Source organism: Desmonostoc vinosum (assembly GCF_059505385.1).
In genome coordinates this window covers 1-17341 of the sequence record NZ_JCACKM010000145.1, presented here as the reverse complement: position 1 = coordinate 17341, position 17341 = coordinate 1, and the positions used below count along the sequence as shown (strand labels likewise).

Below are 17341 nucleotides of genomic sequence, written 5' to 3'. Positions count from 1 at the left end.
CTCCCTATCTCCGCGTCAGCCAAATCATAAGTCTTTAAACGGACATGATATAATTGGTCAGGGGCCATTTTTGCAAGTAGCAAAATTTAGAGGGGGATTTCAATAATAAACTCTGTACCCTCACCTAGAACAGAGTTGCAAATCAATTTTCCGCTGTGGGTTGATTCAATGATTTGTTTGGCGATCGCCAACCCCAACCCTGTCCCTTTCCCCACTTCTTTGGTAGTAAATAAATGGTCAAATATCTTTTGTTTAACTGATTCACTCATCCCTTTACCATTATCTGCGATCGCAATTTTTACCAGATGATTTTCCACCGAAGTTGTAATAGTAATGCGGTTGGGATTGGCTTGAATATCCTCAAAACTGCGTTTGCTATTTGATTCTTCTAAAGCATCGATCGCATTTGCCAAAATATTCATAAACACCTGATTTAACTGTCCAGGGAAGCAGTTAACTAGTGGTAAATCGCCATAGTTTTGTATGACTTGAATTGCAGGGCGATGTTGATTGGCTTTGAGGCGATACTTGAGAATCAGTAAGGTACTATCAATACCTTCATGCAAGTTAGCAGTGACTTTGCGATCGGTATCAGCGCGGGAAAAAGTACGTAGGCTAGTGCTGATGGACTTGATGCGATCGCTTGCACCTGTCATCGAGTCTAGCAACTTGGGCAAGTCTTCACTGAGAAATTCCAGATCGATATCTTCGGCCATTTCCTGGACTGGGGAAGCTGGATGAGGATGGTGTTGCTGATAGAGTTCTAGATATGTCAGCAAATCTTGTACATACTCTTTAGCATTGTTGATGCTGCCATTGAGAAAACCAATCGGGTTATTGACTTCGTGCGCTACACCTGCAACAAGATTCCCTAGAGATGCCATTTTTTCGCTTTGGACAATTTGCAGTTGAGATTGCTCAAGCTGTTGAGCGTAGTTCTGGGCTTGTTGATACAATCGGGCATTTTCTAGGGAAATAGCAGCTTGGGCGCAGAGAAAGTTTAGTAGTTGGACGCGATCGCTTGTAAATGCTCCAACAGTCACACGGTTCTCCAAATACAAAATCGCCATCAATTTACCCTGATGCAGAATTGGCGTACACAGCAGACTTTTGGGTTGCTGTTGCACAACATAAGCATCTGTAGAAAGAGTAGGATGAACAGCAGCATCCGCAATTACAACAGGTTGTAGACTGTGTTTGACAGTGTAAATTAAGCTGTGGGGAATCTCTGAACAGTGGCATAAAGTAATGGATTGTACCTGCGCTGGTTGAGCGATAGTAGCAACCGCTTCCACGAACCACTCATGCTCATGCGGCATTAGCAATGCTCCCTTGTCTGCTCCAGCATTTTCGAGAACTGTATGTAGCAATGTTGCCAAGAGTTTATCGAGTTGAATTTCCGCAGAAAGGGTTTGTGATGCTTTGAGGATGCTTCCTAAGTCGAGGGTGGCAGAAATACTGGTACTAGATGACTGAGTTGCACTAGTTAGATATATTGATGCAGACACCGTTTCATTTGCCGACAAAGACGCGCGTCGTTGTTGCAAAATTGGTGCGAGTAGTTTGGGGTAGCGGTGTTCTAAGTCTTTGACTTTAGCAGCTGCGCCCCAGTGTGCATAGCAGTAGTAAGCCTCTTGCATGTAGCCACCGGCAACTTTTTCTTTGCCCCAATCGAGGTAAAATTTGGCGGCGAGTTCGTTGGCGAGTGCTTGTTCTTGAATATAGCCGTTGGCTTTAGCAAGAGAGATGGCGCGATCGTAATATTCAATAGCCTCAATTTTGTTGCCCGAAATTCGATACCTTTCCGCCTCCATGAGATCGAGTTTATGTTGGTGATTTGCAGGGGCATAATGCGCCCATTTCTGCACTTTTTCTCGATTCACTTGCAGTTTGTTGAGGATGCTGGGTTTTTGGGCGTCTAAAGCATCTGGGAATAGTGCGATCTGAGCGAGAGAATCGTAGAAATAAAAGGGTACAACCACAAAATTGCCTGTCACACCTCCGAGGTAAGATGCCGCTATTGCTGCATTCTCAACAGCCTCAGAAAATTGCTCAAACAAATAGCAAAGAATCAGCTTATTAAAGTAAACGTAAAAAATAGCAGTTGCATCATTTGCTTGCTGGTGTTCTATTAGCATGGTTTGCTCTTCATAGATATTACCAGTCAACTGAGATGGCTCTTGAGTCTGCTGAATTAAGTTTAAGATAGTCTGGTGCAGAATCTGATTGAAATTGAGGGAATTTTTCTGTTTGAGTTGCACAAGTTTTTCGTTATAGCTGGCTATTTCTCGTTCTAGCATTGACAATTCTTGACCACACAAGTAGGCATGGTAAACGTAGATATAGGTAGACAAGGCGGCAAATTCTAAATCTCCGGTTTCCAGACCGATAGTGTAAGCTAATTGCAACGGTTCTAGAGTTTTTTGCACAGGATCGCACCAATGACGAACACTAGCATTGACGATAAAAATTGTTCTAGCTTGAATATGTTTAGCATCAACCCGATCAAGTAAACTTAAAGCGAGTTGACCAAATTGATAGCCTGTTTCGATGTCTTCCACAACGCCGCAAAGAATTACCCCAAAGTAGCCGTAACTAGGTGCAGACAGTGCCGTATTGCCATATTGCATCGATAAGCTGACCTCTTGGGATACGATTAACGGCAGTAACAACGGTGCTGCTTGGTAGGCACAGGGAGCCAGACTATTGAGAATCTGCATAGCTGCCTGTTTGAATGGATCGGTCATTTCTGGCAATGCAATCAAGTCTAGGGGAGATTTGTTGGTTAAGCCAGATAAAGTTGCCTCTAGTTGAGTTTGAATATCAGATGGGTGGGGATTTTCCGGAAACTCTAACCCCAACAGTTGCAAAACTTGCAGTCCTATTTGGATTGCTGCTGGTAGATGGTTTTGAGCCATACAAGCCTGCATTTTGACATTGTAGACTTTGATTTTGTCTAATAAGGTTAGGGATTTGTGTAAAACAACTTCAATCCACTCCTGCATCTGGTCAAAATTACTGCTCAGATATGCTGCCTCTACCGCTTCTTGGTAAATTGCTAAGGTTAAATCGTATTGACTCTGCCAGCAATCAAAAGCTAATAGCTGAATACCAATGCCAAGATAATTTAGTGCCGCAACATAAGCAGTAGAGACTTTTGCTTTTTGTCCAGCCAGTAAATTTAAATGGGCGATTTCATATCGAGCAGATGGCTGGGTAACTAACCCAATTCCTCTATTTAACTGATTAACAATTGCAAAAATTTGGCTGTTTTGTTCTGCCGTTGCCCGATTCTGCAACAGAAGTTGTCCAATCTTGAGGTGAGTTGCTTCTTTGAGTTCAGCAGGAATCAAAGAATAAGCTGCTTGCTGGACGCGATCGTGCAAAAATCGATACGTGGGATTAACTGTACTTTCTGTGTCAGATGCTTCAGCATCTTGGAAGAACTTGTAAACCTGGCTAGTGGGTAAAATCAAGCCTTCTTGCAAGGCTTTCCACAATGCTGTTGCTGCATCTGTAGATGACTGTTCTGATACGATCGCCAATGTATTCAAATCAAACTGATTACCGATACACGCTGCCAGTTTGAGGATTTGTCGCGTCTCATCTGGCAATTTCTGCAATTGCAGTGCCATAAACTCTACCACATCATCGGTGAGTGCCAGCGCCTTCACTTGTGCTATATCACATTGCCAATAACGGCGATCGCAATCAAAGCTAATATAACCATCATCATGTAACGCTTTGAGAAACTGTGTCGTGAAAAACGGATTTCCTTGGGTTTTGCGGGTAATTAATTCAGTTAGTGGTTGCGCCACCTCCCGCGCACAATTCAACGTATCTACCACCAGTTGATTGGTATCATCAAAAGCTAACGGTGTCAAGGTAATTGTATTCACAATTGCCTGTGCTTTTTTGAGTTCTTCTACCGTCAACATCAACGGATGAGCGGGCGACACTTCGTTATCTCGATAAGCGCCCAACATCAGCAAATAGCCATTGTCATTCATCAGCAGTTTGATTAACTGTAAAGAAGCTAAATCTGCCCACTGCAAGTCATCCAAAAATATCACCAATGGATGCTCTGCTGTTGTGAACACAGCAATGAACTTTTGAAACAGTAAGTTAAACCGATTCTGTGCCGCACTCCCCGATAGTTCTACAACAGTTGGTTGTTTGCCAATAATCTGCTCTAGTTCGGGAATCACATCAATCAGAACTTGTCCGTTTTCTCCCACAGCTTGGAGAATACTGGTTTTCCATGTTTGCAGTTGCACATCAGATTCACTGAGCAATTGCTGCATCAAATCCCGCAATGCTTGCACAAATGCAAAGAGGGGAATATTCCGGTTAAATTGGTCAAATTTACCTTTAATGAAATAGCCACGCTGTTTAACAATCGGTTTATGAACTTCGTTGACAACAGCCGTTTTGCCAATCCCGGAAAACCCAGCAACGAGCATCATCTCGCTGTTTCCAACAGCAACGCGCTCGAAGGATTCTAATAGTTGTTGAACTTCGTTTTCTCTACCATACAATTTTTCGGGTATGAGGAAGCGATCGCTTAAATCTCGCTGTCCTAACTCAAATTCTCTAATCTCTGCCGTCGCTTTCCATTGCGTCAAACACTGTTCTAGATCGTGTTTTAATCCTAATGCACTCTGATAGCGGTCTTCGGCATTTTTCGCCATCAGTTTTGTCACAATTGCTGCTACCATTGCAGGTGTTTGAGGATTTACCTGATTAGCTCTTACTGGCATCTTGGCAATGTGACAATGTACTAACTCTAAGGGATCATCTGAGGTAAACGGTAAGGTAGCGGTTAACAGTTGATACAGACTCACACCTAAAGCATAGAAATCGGCACGATAATCGATACCGCGATTCATTCTACCTGTTTGTTCTGGTGCGAGATATGCTAAAGTGCCTTCTAAGATGTTAGGATTTTGGATTTCTGGGGTTTCTTTGGGTAACAAAGACGCAATACTAAAGTCGATGAGTTTGATTTGTTTCGATTCTGGATGAATGAGAATGTTAGCAGGTTTGATGTCTTTATGTACTACCCGATGCTGACTTAAATTATGCAGGATATCGGCGATTTGGATGGCGATCGCTAATACTTCTTTTAGTTCTAATGACTGTTGTTGGGCATACTTCTCTAGAGAAATTCCACCATCATTTTCCATGATTAGGGCATAACTACTGCCGATGGATTCTAGACTCAAGGGTGGGACTATTCCAGGAATGGGGAGGTTTTTGGCGATGGTGTACTGATTGCGAAATTGTACCAATTCGCCAAAGTTGGGATAGGGATTTTTCAGCAGTTTAATTACCACCGATAATGAATCAGTTTCTCGAACTGCTTGATAAACTAGGGTTCTAGAACCGTTGTAGAGTTGTTCGCTAATGCGATATCCAGGAAGATTAACAAGTGTGCTAATCATATTGTGCTGATCTGATAAATTTCTAGATTTAGTATTCCCAACTCGTAAAATTGATTTATTCTGTTACGACGGAACCTATTCTATGGAACACCCCGTTCCTCTACCGCCCCTGCCAACGGCGGCAGAACTTCCTGACTCTGACGATACACCAGTGGATTTTATGCTTTCTGTTATACGGGAATTTCCATGATAAATTCTGTACCCTCACCTAGAAGCGAATTACAAATCAATTTTCCTCCGTGTGTTTCTTCAATGATTTGTTTGGCGATCGCCAATCCCAATCCCGTCCCTTTACCCACAGATTTCGTAGTAAATAAATGGTCAAATATTTTCTGTTTGACTAATTCACTCATCCCCTTACCATTATCAGTAATAGCAATTTTTAAAAGATGATTTTCCACCGAAGTTTTAATAGTAATTTGGTTAGGATTGGCTTTAATTTTCTCAAAATTGCGCTCACAGTTCGATTCTTCTAGTGCGTCAATAGCATTGGCTAAGATATTCATAAATACCTGATTTAATTGCCCAGGAAAACATTCTATTTTAGGTAAATTGCCATATTCAGTTATCACTTCAATTGCTGGACGTTGTTCGTTAGCTTTCAGACGATGTTTCAAAATTAAAATCGTACTATCAATACCTTCGTGAATATTAAACGGCACTTTGTAATCTTTATCTGCGCGAGAGAAAGTGCGAAGACTAGTGCTAATATTTTTCAATCTGTCACACGCCATCACCATTGCATTCATCATCTTCGGTAAATCTTCTAAGGTATAGTCCAAGTCAATTTCTTCAGCATGGTCTTTAATTGACTCATCAGGATTTGGGAGAATTTCTTGATACAGCTTTAAGTGTTCGGTAATATCCGCAATGGTTGGTTTAGCTTGTTTGAGACTAGCAGCAATAAAACCAAGAGGATTATTCATTTCATGTGCTACCCCGGCAACTAAGTTACCTAGTGCAGACATTTTTTCACTTTGAACTATGTGTAATTGGGCATTTTGTAGCTCGTTTAATGCCACTTCTAACTGTTGAGCATAGTTTTGCGATCGCCCATACAAACGAGCATTTTCCAGCGAGATGGCGGCTTGAGCGCACAACAGAGTGAGCAGTTGGACGCGATCGCCATTAAACGCTCCTGTGGCCACATTGTTTTCTAGATACACCATGCCCAGCAGCTTGCCCTGGTGCAAAATTGGGCTACACAAAATGCTTTTAGGCTGTCGGACTTGGATGTAAACATCCGCAGCAAAATTATGATGCAGCATGGCATCGGCAATCACCGCAGGTTGTAAGCTGCGCTTGACGGTGTTAATCAGGCTAATTGGGATTTCAAGACTTTCGTTAACGGATAAAGGCGTAGGGGAAACTTGAGCTGCAATCTGGGCGGAAGCGGCAATCTCTGCCGACGCACGTACCATCAGGCAATTGTCTTCAAGTAGCATCAACACACACTTATCGGCTGCCGCAGTTTGGATGACAGTATGCAGTAAGTTGCAAAGTAGTTTGTCGAGTTCGATTTCACTTGAAAGACTCTGAGAGGCTTGGAGAATAGCAGCCAGATCGAGAGAATCGGAGACGCTCGAAGAAGTGGTCGAAGTGACGGTTCCTTTGGTAAAGATGGTTTCGTTAATCGAGAAGGCGGAGCGCGTTTGTTGCAGGATGGGAGCCAGCAATTTGGGGTAGCGGCGTTCCAAATCGGCAACTTTGGCTTTCGCACCCCAGCGAGCATAGCAGTAGTAGGCTTCAATCATGTACTGCCCAGCAATGCGCGCTTTGCCCCAGTTAAGGTAAAATTTGGCTGCCAGTTCGTTAGCTAAGGCTTCTTCTTGGGTGTATTCGTTGGCTTTGGCTCCAGATATTGCTTTGTCGAATAACTCAATTGCTGCGGCTTTTTGTCCTAAGACTCGGCATTTTTCTGCTTCTACTAAATCAACTTTATGTTGGTGATTCATGCGGGCATAGCGCGCCCATTCAGACAGAGTGGTTTGATGAGCTTCTACCAGAGCTAGTGTGTGAGCTTGCTCAATTTCTGACTGATTCGAGAATAACGCCAAGTGGGTTAATGCGGCATAGAAATAGAAAACCGCATGATGAGCTAATCCTGGCAATCCTATCAAATAGCGGTTAGCTAGAGCAATGTAGTCTAGGGCATTGGTGTAGTTTTTAAAGAAATAGGCAAGTACCAGTTTATAAATATAAACACAACCAAGCGCAGTCAGATCGTTAACGCGATCGTGCATAGGAATCATCACCGTTTCATCGTAGGCAGTGCCAATTAATAAATCTGGTTGATTAACGATTTCTCTCCAGTTCTGTGCCGTTTGTTGTGTCATCTGCAAATGAGCCAGAGCAGAATCTTGCTTGACAGCCGATAAGGCAATACAGTAATTTTCAATTTCTGGTATCCAATCGTCCAGAGGGACTCCAGCAAAGTAACTATAACTAAAACAATTAATTATACTGTAGCCAGCATTTAGAAAATCACCAGTTTCCATTCCAGCCTGATATGCCTGTTTCAGCGTTGGTATTACTGCTGTTAGTGCTTCAATTCGATGCTGAATACAACTGCCAACCCAAACTAAAGCTGCGGACTTGAATTCCCGCACATCCAACTGATTGAGTAAGCCCAGAGCCACTAGCCCAAAGCTATAGCCTTTTTCTACCTCTCCTAAAAAAGCAGATAGCACCATGCCATAACTTGCATACCCCATAGTTGACGCAGGTGTATTGCCAAATTGCAGAGATAGACTCACTATTGTGGAGCAAAGCAGGGGCAGCAAGCCTGGATTTCTTTGAAAAACGGGTGAAAACAACATTACTAACAGTTGCACCGCCGCAATTATTCGAGGCTCGCTCATCATAGGGAGATTGACGAGTTCTGAAATCTGTTTTCCCTGGAGTCGCTCGGCAAGGGTTTGTAATGCCATTCCTATCAAGGCTTCGTCAGGTTCAGATGAGAATTCAACCCCCAATTGTGCTAGAGCATCTTTGCCTAAAGAAATTGCTTCTAACATCTGACTTTGGCTTGTCAGGGCATTAATTTGGATCTGATAAATTTTCACTTTGTCGAGGATGGTTTGGGCAGATTGCAACACCTGAGTTGCCATTGCTTCCATGCCCTCAAAATCGGCATTCAAGTAGGCAGTTTCCGCCGCAGCCACATAAAGATTCAGAGTTAATTCATAGTGAGTTTGCCAACAGTTCGTACTCAGCAATTCCAGCCCTGTTTGCACAAAACTTCTCGCAGCTGCATGTGCTGTAGAATTTCTGGCTTTCTGTCCAGCAGAATAATTAAGTCTGGCTAAAGCTTCCCGTTCGCTCTTTTGAGTAATTAACTCAATTCCTAGATTCAAATGCCCGACAATATCAAATAGCTTTTCTTCTTTTTCGCTCTCTGATAAATTTTGTTGGAGTAATTGTCCGATTTTGAGATGAGTTACCTGTTTTTGGTCTGCCGGGATTAGAGAATAAGCAGCTTGTTGAATGCGATCGTGCAGAAATTTATATATAACAGTCGTTTGTCTTTGGTCATTGATTATTTGTTCGTTATTTTCTAATGACAAATTATGATAAAACTTATAAACATCTCCAATCGGTAAAATCAACCCTTCTTGTAATGCTTTCCACAAGGCAGTAGCCGTATCAATTGGAGATTTTTCCGAAACAATAGCCAAAGTTGCTAAATTAAAAGAGTTGCCAATACACGCAGCTAACTGCAAAACCTGTTGAGTGGATGGCGGTAGTTTTTGTAATTGGAGTGCCATAAAAGCAACAACATCATCTGTAACTGCTTGCATCGTTACTTGAGCAATGTCACATTGCCAACAGCCTAACTCAAAATTAAATTTAATCAGCCCATCTTGATATAATGCTTTAATAAATTGTGTGGCAAAAAATGGATTACCTTGAGTTTTTTGATATAACAGTCGAGAAAGATTCCATGCCAAATCTTGCGGACATTTAAGAGTAGCAGCAACTAATTGATTTACTTGTAATTGGCTCAAGGGTGCTAAAGTAATCGTATTAATTATTGCTTGATTTTTTTGAATTTCACTCAAAGTCAACATCAATGGATGTCCTGGGTTGACTTCGTTATCACGGTAAGCGCCAATGATGAAAAGATGACCTGTATCAGCCATTAATAATTGTATTAATTTCAGTGATGCCGAATCTGCCCATTGCAAATCATCTAAAAACATCACTAAGGGATGTTCTGCATTGGTAAAGACTTGGGTAAATTTTTGAAATAATAAATTAAATCGATTTTGGGCTGCCGTTCCTGATAGCTCTATGGCAGGTGGTTGTTCGCCAATAATTCTTTCTAGTTCGGGTATGACTTCAATAATTACTTGTCCATTTTCTCCAACTGCTGATAGTATTTGGTTTCTCCATTGTTCTAACCGGAGATCGCTTTCGGTTAACAATTGCCCCATTAAGTCCCGGAAAGCTTGTACAAAGGTACTGAAAGGAATATTGCGTTGAAATTGGTCAAATTTCCCTTTAATAAAATAGCCCCGTTGTCTAACAATTGGTTTATGAACTTCGTTGACAACTGCTGTTTTACCAATTCCTGAAAACCCTGCAACTAGCATCATTTCTGTTGCACCAAGACTAACTCTCTCAAAGGCTTCGAGTAGGGTTTTTACTTCCGTTTCTCTACCATAGAGTTTATCGGAGATGAGGAAGCGATCGCACAAATCCCTCTGTGCAATTTTAAAGGATTTAATTTCACCAGTTGCCTCTAGCTGTTGTAAACAATTCTCTAAGTCAAATTTCAGTCCTAAAGTACTCTGATATCTATCTTCAGCATTTTTCGCCATTAATTTGCTGACAATTTCTGAGATAACCAAGGGAATTTTGTGATTAACTTCGTGTACTAATGGTACTATTTTGGCAATATGAGAATGTACCAAATCCAGTGGGTCATTTGATGTAAAAGGTAACTCTCCTGTAAGTAATTCGTAGAAAGTTACGCCCAAAGAATAAAAATCTGTGCGATAGTCAATTCCTCGATTCATTCTCCCTGTTTGTTCTGGGGAAATATAAGCTAGCGTTCCTTCTATGACATTAGGATTGACAAGAGTTTGAGTTTCCCGTGGTAGTAAAGATGCAATACTAAAGTCAATTAATTTAACCTGTTTGGTTTCAGGGTTAATTAAAATATTGCTGGGTTTAATATCTTTATGAATAATCCGCTCTCGATATAATATATTTAAGGTGTCGCAGAGGGCGATCGCTATTTGTAAAAACTCCTGTAGAGATGCAACATATCGCGGCTGTGATGATATGAAATATTCTTTTAAGGAAATTCCTCCAAAATCCTCCATCACCAAGCTATAGCCATTTTGGTATGGTTCTAAGCTATAAATTTGGATGATTTGAGGTGAGTGAAGGTTTTTAGCTATGGTGTACTGATTGCGAAATTGCACTAGTTCACTAAAGCTGGGATAAGGATTTTTCAGGAGTTTAATCACTACTTTTAATGAGTCAATCTCTCGATATCCTCGATAAACCAAGGTTCTAGAACCATTGTAGAGTTCTTCAGTAAGACGATATCCGGGAATACTAAACATAGTGCTAAACCTAAAATACCAGATTTAGTATTCCCATACGCCTAAAATATTTCACTAACAAAGCAAAAAAAGCTACATGATCGCTGTGCATTCGCTGATTTGAAGGAACTAATAAAACGCTGATGTTCTCCAGTCGGCAAATGAGCTGGAATGGTGTCTTGGTTGAACACACTGTCAGAGCCCTGATTCAGCTTTTGAGGTGGAACTCACTGCCCTTGAAGCGATCAATGAGCCAATCATACTTGTCAAACAAAAAAGCCTGGCTAAAATCGCTGATGAAGCACTTAAAAGCGATCGCCCCCTGAAAGCTACAGTTGTCAATCTGACTCAGGAATAAACTTGAGAGCAATCCCATTCATGCAGTAGCGTTGACCAGTAGGGGCAGGGCCGTCGCCAAATACATGACCTGAATCACAGCAAGAATTCTAGCGGACAATGGCTACTTATTTTGATTTGCGAAGGTCAAGGTTGAGCCGAATACTGTAATGATAAGGATGTTCACTTGAAACCTCCTTGTTATCAGCAGTTAAACTCAGACGTACACCTGCCTTGATGGTGAGCCAAGTATCTTGGAGATAAGTATCGAAGACATTAACCGTGTGTTCGCCAGAGCGATCGCTCAGTTTGGCGATCGGCAGATTTGGGGTAACATCAGCTAGAAAAGGTTCAATCGCACCCAAAGGACGAGGAACTGGGTGTCCTCCTTCTTGCAGAGCTTTGGCTTTGGTGAGCGGTTGACTAATGGAGATGGAATGAAAAACTCCCAATTCTCCTAATGCCTGAACCTGCCAAGGAACTACTTGAAATGCCAGATAGTAGAATGCCGTTTTTGGCTTGTCTAAGTGTGTGGTCATTCCACCGTTTGTATAGTATTCCTGCATCTCCTGTGAAACCAAACTTTTATAAAGATGGATATAAGGAGTTAAGTCTTGACTGAACCACCCACCTAAAAGCCGACCTAATTCATCAGAAATGCGTTTGACCAAAGTTGGATTAGTTACCTTTTCGGCGTTAATCCTAGAAACAGTAACAGATGTACCTCGTAAGAGGTTGTCTATTGATGGCAGGTTGATGGCAGCAGTTGTTTGTTCTTCTAAAAAGGAGTAAGCACCAATAACACTTTCTGCCTCTATTCGCTCTGTTGACGAGAGCGGTTGTAATGATGGACGCGAGGGTTTATTCGCTTGCACAGTATAAACTCCTATGGCAAGAATGATCAACAAACTAATGAGTGTTAAACGCATTAATTTATTCATTTGTCAACTTCAATATTTAATGAAGATGTATTAGTTAAGGTAGGCCCAGGTGCTGGCGGTGTTTGTACTTGGATGTTAGGAGTAAATATCCCCTTGGTAGTAGCTGTACCACTAATAAGACCTGTTAAGGAATTAAGGCTAAGACCGGGGGGTAGGGAACCTCCACTTAAACTCCACTGTACGGGTACATTCACAGGAGACGTACTTCCTGCTGGTACTACAAAAATATCGGTGGCAAAGACACTCTTGGTGATTTGAGGGCCGTAATCTCGCGTAGTTACTTGCACTGTATGGTCTTTGCGCGGAATAGTCTGACTGTAGGCTTTGCCTTTTTTAGCTTTGGGAAGCGTAGTGGAACCGAGTTCTACAAGATGCACAACTTTGCCATCGTGTGCAGCCTGAGCATCAATATCTGTACGGTCTAATGCTGCGTCATGTAATGTACCTTCAATCCGAGATATAACGTGATAGTTAAATGCCCAACCATTAGGTGAAATTGGAGCAAGTGGTTTGTTATAAGCTGGATTTGGACTTCTGGTATTAACGAGGTTAATAGCACCATAGGGCCCACCCAAAACAACCCAAACATTCTTACCTACTGATTCAAAGCCTCCCCAAAACATCACAGCGTTAGCATTAAATCCCACAGAACGGGCAAGTAGAGTCAATAAGTTACCAAAATCAGTACAAATCGCTACACCATCTTTATAGACTGTTAGCGGATCGGGATTAATTGGATCGGCTGGATCATATTTGACGTCACCACGGAGTCCGGAGCGGATTGCAGCCGGGATATCAGTTGCTCCCGACGCGTAACCTGTGGCTTTATCAACTGCAAAATTATATAGAGGAGTTGCTAAAGGAGCGGCATGAAGCCAGTAAAGTAGGTGGCTTCCTGTTGTAGTCATTGGTGTCCAGGTAGTACCATCTATTGAACCTTCCCATTCCAGGTTGTAGTTGCTCTTGCGGACTTCGGTAGAGCCAGTTAGCCCGGATAACGTCAAACCTGTAATGTCAATAGCATTACCACTAGGAGTGATACCAATCTTTGTACCAAGAACAGTTCCTTTTTCTTTGACACGCACAGAAACAGAGGGAGGAACACTTGCATCAGCTCCTCCATCACTTCCAGCATCACCTCCGGCATCAAGTCCAGGCAAAGTGCTTCCCACATTGACAAACCGAGCGTTAACAACTGGGTTCGTACCCTTGGTATAAGCAGCGGCATGATCAACGGCACCTGGTTTCCAAATTGGATTAATCTTGGGATCTCCGCTATGAGTAGTTAGGGGGTGACTAGATGTAAATTCAACCTTTTCAGCGTTAACAGAAGGCTTACTACTACCCCCACCACATCGCCTTAAAGTTGGCGAACTATCTCTTTGTTGAATATTTACGGGTTTGTGTTGCTCAAGAATTTGTTGTTGGGAAGCAGTGATTTTTTCTGAGGAGTTTTTCTGCTGAAACTGGAGAATCTCTTGCCGATAAAGTGAGGAGTCGTGATGGGAAGTTTTTTCTAAAGATTGTAAATGATTCAATACTTGGCTAGTTGGTGTTTGACCTGCCAAAACTGGTATTGCTTGGGAGCTAATTGTGTGGTTAGGTTTTTTGTTAACGTGCGGTGGTTGAACTTCACTTGTTTGCTGCACCACATGGGTTAATTCATGGGCTGTCAATTCATCTTTAGCTGGTGCCTTGCCTGCTCCAAAGTAAATATCTTTTTCGTGTGTAAATGCTTGCGCTCTGAGATCTTGGTTCATCTGCGCTGCGTTGTTGCCTGTATGCACTCGCACTTGGCTGAAGTCAGTACCAAAGCGGGGTTCCATGAAGTCTCGCACTTCAGCTGATAACGGGCTTCCCTCACCTTTACTAGTGTTGAGCTGACTTTCTATACTATCTTCTGCCTGTAAGTCACTATCGGTAGCCGTTTGTATGGATGGCTGAGTTTGTGCTTCCTCTTCCTCTTGACAGGTTGCACATTCGCGCTGCAAGGAATTTTGTACAGGGTGTGGGGTAGGAGCGTTCAGTTTTCGGGGCACGACCATCCGCATTACTTGATTTGCTACTCGATCCGCCTCTTGCTCATACTTGTCCCCTGGTTCTCCTACCGTCAGTTTTGGTTGGGGACGATGCAGTGCTATGCGACTGATGTCATGTCCAAAAGAGCGTTTTTCAACAATTTCAGATAACAAGGATTCTTCATTGCCAGTCTGCGCTTCTTCTTGATTGGTTGATTCCTCTGTGGCTGTTTCGATCGCATTGTTTGTTGATAAACCGAAGCCACGTGTAGGGTTGGCTAGCGTTGGGGTATGTGGTGAGACAAGCGATGGATTGGAAAAATTTGATGTACCTGTTTTGTTGCGTCCAAAGGTGTGACTATTGCTCATCTCACCCTTCCTTGATTGATGGGTAAAGCTATGATTTTTTTATTAGTAAATTAAATCTTACAATTTCTGGAGATGCGATCGCTATCGACTTTGGTCTATATCATCAGACCCAATCGCCAATTTCTATTTCAGTATTTACCTGGTTTTTGGACGAGTAGGAGTAACTTTAATTGCCAGCGATCGCTTTTGGTTAGTTGAGCGGTAAAAATATATGCAGGTGTTTCTTGGCTGCTATTTACGGGGCAATGTTCAAGAACTATTTTGTCAATGGCTGCGACCAACCCAGTGCCCAATTATGGAGATTGGATTCCCACTTTCCTCGTGGCTCATGAGCCATAAAAATCCAAGATTCAGTGTCAAATCTGACATTAGCTAAACTTTCAACCCCCAATTCCTTGAGCCGTTTCGCCAAGGGGCCACCGAGCTGTAGACCCTTGACACCTGGTACAATCTGTGTCTTGATCCAAGCTGCCCACATATATAACTCTATCTTAGCCGCTAGTGTCGGGGCACCTTCTAACTTACCGATATCACCCAACGCTACAGTGTCAAGATCCTTAAGAAGAGTGCTATACGAGGCCTCCTGTGTCTCCTTGCTCCATTTTTCCCATTGCTCTGGGGTCATAGCATCATACTGTGTTGCCCGATTACTGAAGGCTGCCTCAAGCTTCTGATTGTGTGTTTCGATTGCTTCCATGTTGGATGTCAGGAACGAGAGCGGGTCGCCTCCTCCTGTTCCTCCTCCCGTGCCTGCTGGAAATCCTGGTGGTTGAGGGGCATTTGTAGCCCGATCTCCGGCGGCACTCGTCGTCGCTATATTTCCACTCCCTGATGCTGCGGCGTTCAGGGGATTTTCTAGTTTCTCCACAGCTTTAGCGATGTTAACTTCGGCGATTGTCTGACTAATTTTGCCAAGTCGTTGTTGGAGTTTGCCAAGACCACTAGTGAGGAAAGGTTCGAGAACTGCTGCTCCTGCAACTACCACTAGAGTTGCAGCTATTTGGTCGATCACAGCATCTCGAGCTGCTTGTTTGCCGTGAGCGCCTTGGTATCCGCTCAGAGCGCTTTGAAACGCTCCTGTGAGTCGATACACAATTTGTTTGTAATTTGAGGTTTTTTCACCGAATAAGGCTCGATACTTGAGGTCAAGTTGAGTTGCAGCTGTTTTCTTCTCTAATAACTTGGTTCGTGTTTCAAGATCCTTGAGTTGGTCTGATGTTTTGTCACGCTGCACGAGGTTAGTCGCTGCCCTTTGAATGGGTTTTTGATGTTCTCCTACCGTCTGGGGACGACGCAATGCTATGCGACTAATGTCGTGTCCAAAAGACCGTTGCTGAATGGGTTCTGATAACAAGGATTGCTCATCAGCAGACTGCATTTCTTCTTCAAGGTTGGTTGATTCCTCATTTGTTGGCGAACCAAAGCCGCGTGTTGGGTTCGCCAGCGTCGGGATAGTTGATGAGACAAGCGATGGATTGGAAAAAGTTGATGTACTGACTTTGTTGTGCCCAAACGTGCGATCGCTCATCTCACCTTCCTTGATCAGTGGGTAAATCTATGGATTTTACTAGCAAATTTTACACTTTGTGAAAATGCGATCACTATCGACTTTGGTCTATCTTTTCAAGCTGAAGCCTACTCAGCACTTCCCTATGGCCCAGAAAACACAGCTTGTTCCACATCTTCACGGCTAAGAGAATATTTAAATGAGCGTTGGATGTCTTGACCGCTTTCTCCAGCCTGGATGTATCTTACGGTAATTTGTTCAATATCTAGCCAAAGTTCTGCTTGCCAATTAGGTCGCTGTATATGCCAATAATGCCGTTGTGTTTCGTCTTGTTGACAGCCTTGGTCTTGTAACCACTGTTCAATTTGTGGCAGGGGATGGTTATACAAGGGGGTGTCAGAGGGAAGAGAAGACATAAGCAATTCCAAATCAACTATAAAAATTTTAATTGTTAATTTCTAGAGATGTAATTTAGTTACAGCAGACAGATAGGTAATATGCTGTTGCATGGATGAAGTAGGTTGTGGTAGTTGAGTAGGAAATGTAGCGTCACCACGAGTTATACCAATAGCGATCGCTAGTATTAAACAACCTAAAAATGTCAACCCGAGGATAAATAAAGCAAAAATTTCGCCAGAGGAGAGGGGGCGATCGCTCGCATCAAGGTAAGCTGATTTTGACCAATCATAGGGGTTTGAGACGGGACGATTCAAGTCTGAGGGTGCTTGAATTACTCCAAAGCGGGAATAGCCAATTTTTAAATCGTAAGTCAAGCGCCGTTCGGGGTGGCTGAGGGTGGCGTAGGCTTCGTTGATTTGCTGAAATTTGGCTGTGGCAATAGTAGCAGGCAAATCTGTTGTATCAGGATGATAGCGTTTGCTCAGTTCTCGATAAGCACGCCGAATGTCAATTACCGATGCTGAGGGGTGCAATCCTAGCAAGGAGTAATATGTGGTACTGCTTTGTGGCTTTGCTCCGTTGTCAGTCACGGCTGTATGAGTCACCTTGCTCAAATATGTTTTTTATATTCTAAATCCATCGTGAATGAGGAAAGACGCTAGTGAAGAGTGCTGAGTTGAAAGTGCTGAGTGCTGAGTATGGTAAACACAATGGCTATCAGGACTTACGCAAGTGTCACAAGCAATGGCGCGGTGTAACCGCGCCGCGCACC

Annotated in this window: 8 protein-coding genes and 1 pseudogene; 1 reads left to right on the top strand and 8 read right to left on the bottom strand. The window is 42.8% G+C overall.

Annotated features, from left to right (window positions below; translation table 11 throughout):
* Nucleotides 1–86: 86 nt before the first annotated feature.
* Nucleotides 87–5444, bottom strand: coding sequence for a trifunctional serine/threonine-protein kinase/ATP-binding protein/sensor histidine kinase (locus AC5JMF_RS20900; protein ID WP_495797634.1), 5358 nt, complete (start codon nucleotides 5442–5444; stop codon nucleotides 87–89).
* A gap of 170 nt (nucleotides 5445–5614) precedes the next feature.
* Nucleotides 5615–11020 carry a trifunctional serine/threonine-protein kinase/ATP-binding protein/sensor histidine kinase gene (locus AC5JMF_RS20895; protein WP_495797633.1) on the bottom strand — a complete coding sequence of 1802 codons (5406 nt, stop codon included), beginning with the start codon at nucleotides 11018–11020 and terminating at the stop codon, nucleotides 5615–5617.
* A gap of 199 nt (nucleotides 11021–11219) precedes the next feature.
* On the opposite strand from AC5JMF_RS20895, the gene AC5JMF_RS20890 reads away from it, so the two are divergent.
* Nucleotides 11220–11357 carry a hypothetical protein gene (locus AC5JMF_RS20890; RefSeq protein WP_495797632.1) on the top strand — a complete coding sequence of 46 codons (138 nt, stop codon included), beginning with the start codon at nucleotides 11220–11222 and terminating at the stop codon, nucleotides 11355–11357.
* On the opposite strand, the pseudogene AC5JMF_RS20885 reads toward AC5JMF_RS20890, so the two are convergent.
* From AC5JMF_RS20885 to AC5JMF_RS20860, 6 genes and pseudogenes are all read right to left on the bottom strand, one after another.
* A pseudogene (locus AC5JMF_RS20885) lies at nucleotides 11338–11427 on the bottom strand (peptide-methionine (R)-S-oxide reductase); the annotation flags it as partial. The gene AC5JMF_RS20890 and the pseudogene AC5JMF_RS20885 sit on opposite strands and share 20 nt — an antisense overlap.
* 36 nt (nucleotides 11428–11463) lie before the next feature.
* Nucleotides 11464–12276 carry a hypothetical protein gene (locus tag AC5JMF_RS20880; RefSeq protein ID WP_495797631.1) on the bottom strand — a complete coding sequence of 271 codons (813 nt, stop codon included), beginning with the start codon at nucleotides 12274–12276 and terminating at the stop codon, nucleotides 11464–11466.
* Entirely contained in the window at nucleotides 12273–14663 is a 2391-nt protein-coding gene (locus tag AC5JMF_RS20875; protein ID WP_495797630.1) for an eCIS core domain-containing protein, read from the bottom strand. The genes AC5JMF_RS20880 and AC5JMF_RS20875 overlap by 4 nt, the downstream gene beginning before the upstream one ends.
* 256 nt (nucleotides 14664–14919) lie before the next feature.
* Nucleotides 14920–16191: a hypothetical protein gene (locus AC5JMF_RS20870; RefSeq protein WP_495797629.1), complete on the bottom strand. Its 1272-nt coding sequence runs from the start codon at nucleotides 16189–16191 to the stop codon at nucleotides 14920–14922.
* A gap of 122 nt (nucleotides 16192–16313) precedes the next feature.
* Nucleotides 16314–16586: a DUF3143 domain-containing protein gene (locus AC5JMF_RS20865; protein ID WP_495797628.1), complete on the bottom strand. Its 273-nt coding sequence runs from the start codon at nucleotides 16584–16586 to the stop codon at nucleotides 16314–16316.
* 42 nt (nucleotides 16587–16628) lie between these two features.
* Nucleotides 16629–17174, bottom strand: coding sequence for a J domain-containing protein (locus tag AC5JMF_RS20860; RefSeq protein ID WP_495797627.1), 546 nt, complete (start codon nucleotides 17172–17174; stop codon nucleotides 16629–16631).
* Nucleotides 17175–17341 lie beyond the last annotated feature (167 nt).

Excerpts from the sequence above, each read along its gene's own strand:
- AC5JMF_RS20875 (WP_495797630.1), bottom strand. The coding sequence starts at position 14,663 with ATGAGCAATAGTCACACCTTTGGACGCAACAAAACAGGTACATCAAAT.
- AC5JMF_RS20900 (WP_495797634.1), bottom strand. The coding sequence starts at position 5,444 with ATGATTAGCACACTTGTTAATCTTCCTGGATATCGCATTAGCGAACAA.
- AC5JMF_RS20870 (WP_495797629.1), bottom strand. The coding sequence starts at position 16,191 with ATGAGCGATCGCACGTTTGGGCACAACAAAGTCAGTACATCAACTTTT.
- AC5JMF_RS20895 (WP_495797633.1), bottom strand. The coding sequence starts at position 11,020 with ATGTTTAGTATTCCCGGATATCGTCTTACTGAAGAACTCTACAATGGT.
- AC5JMF_RS20865 (WP_495797628.1), bottom strand. The coding sequence starts at position 16,586 with ATGTCTTCTCTTCCCTCTGACACCCCCTTGTATAACCATCCCCTGCCA.
- AC5JMF_RS20880 (WP_495797631.1), bottom strand. The coding sequence starts at position 12,276 with ATGAATAAATTAATGCGTTTAACACTCATTAGTTTGTTGATCATTCTT.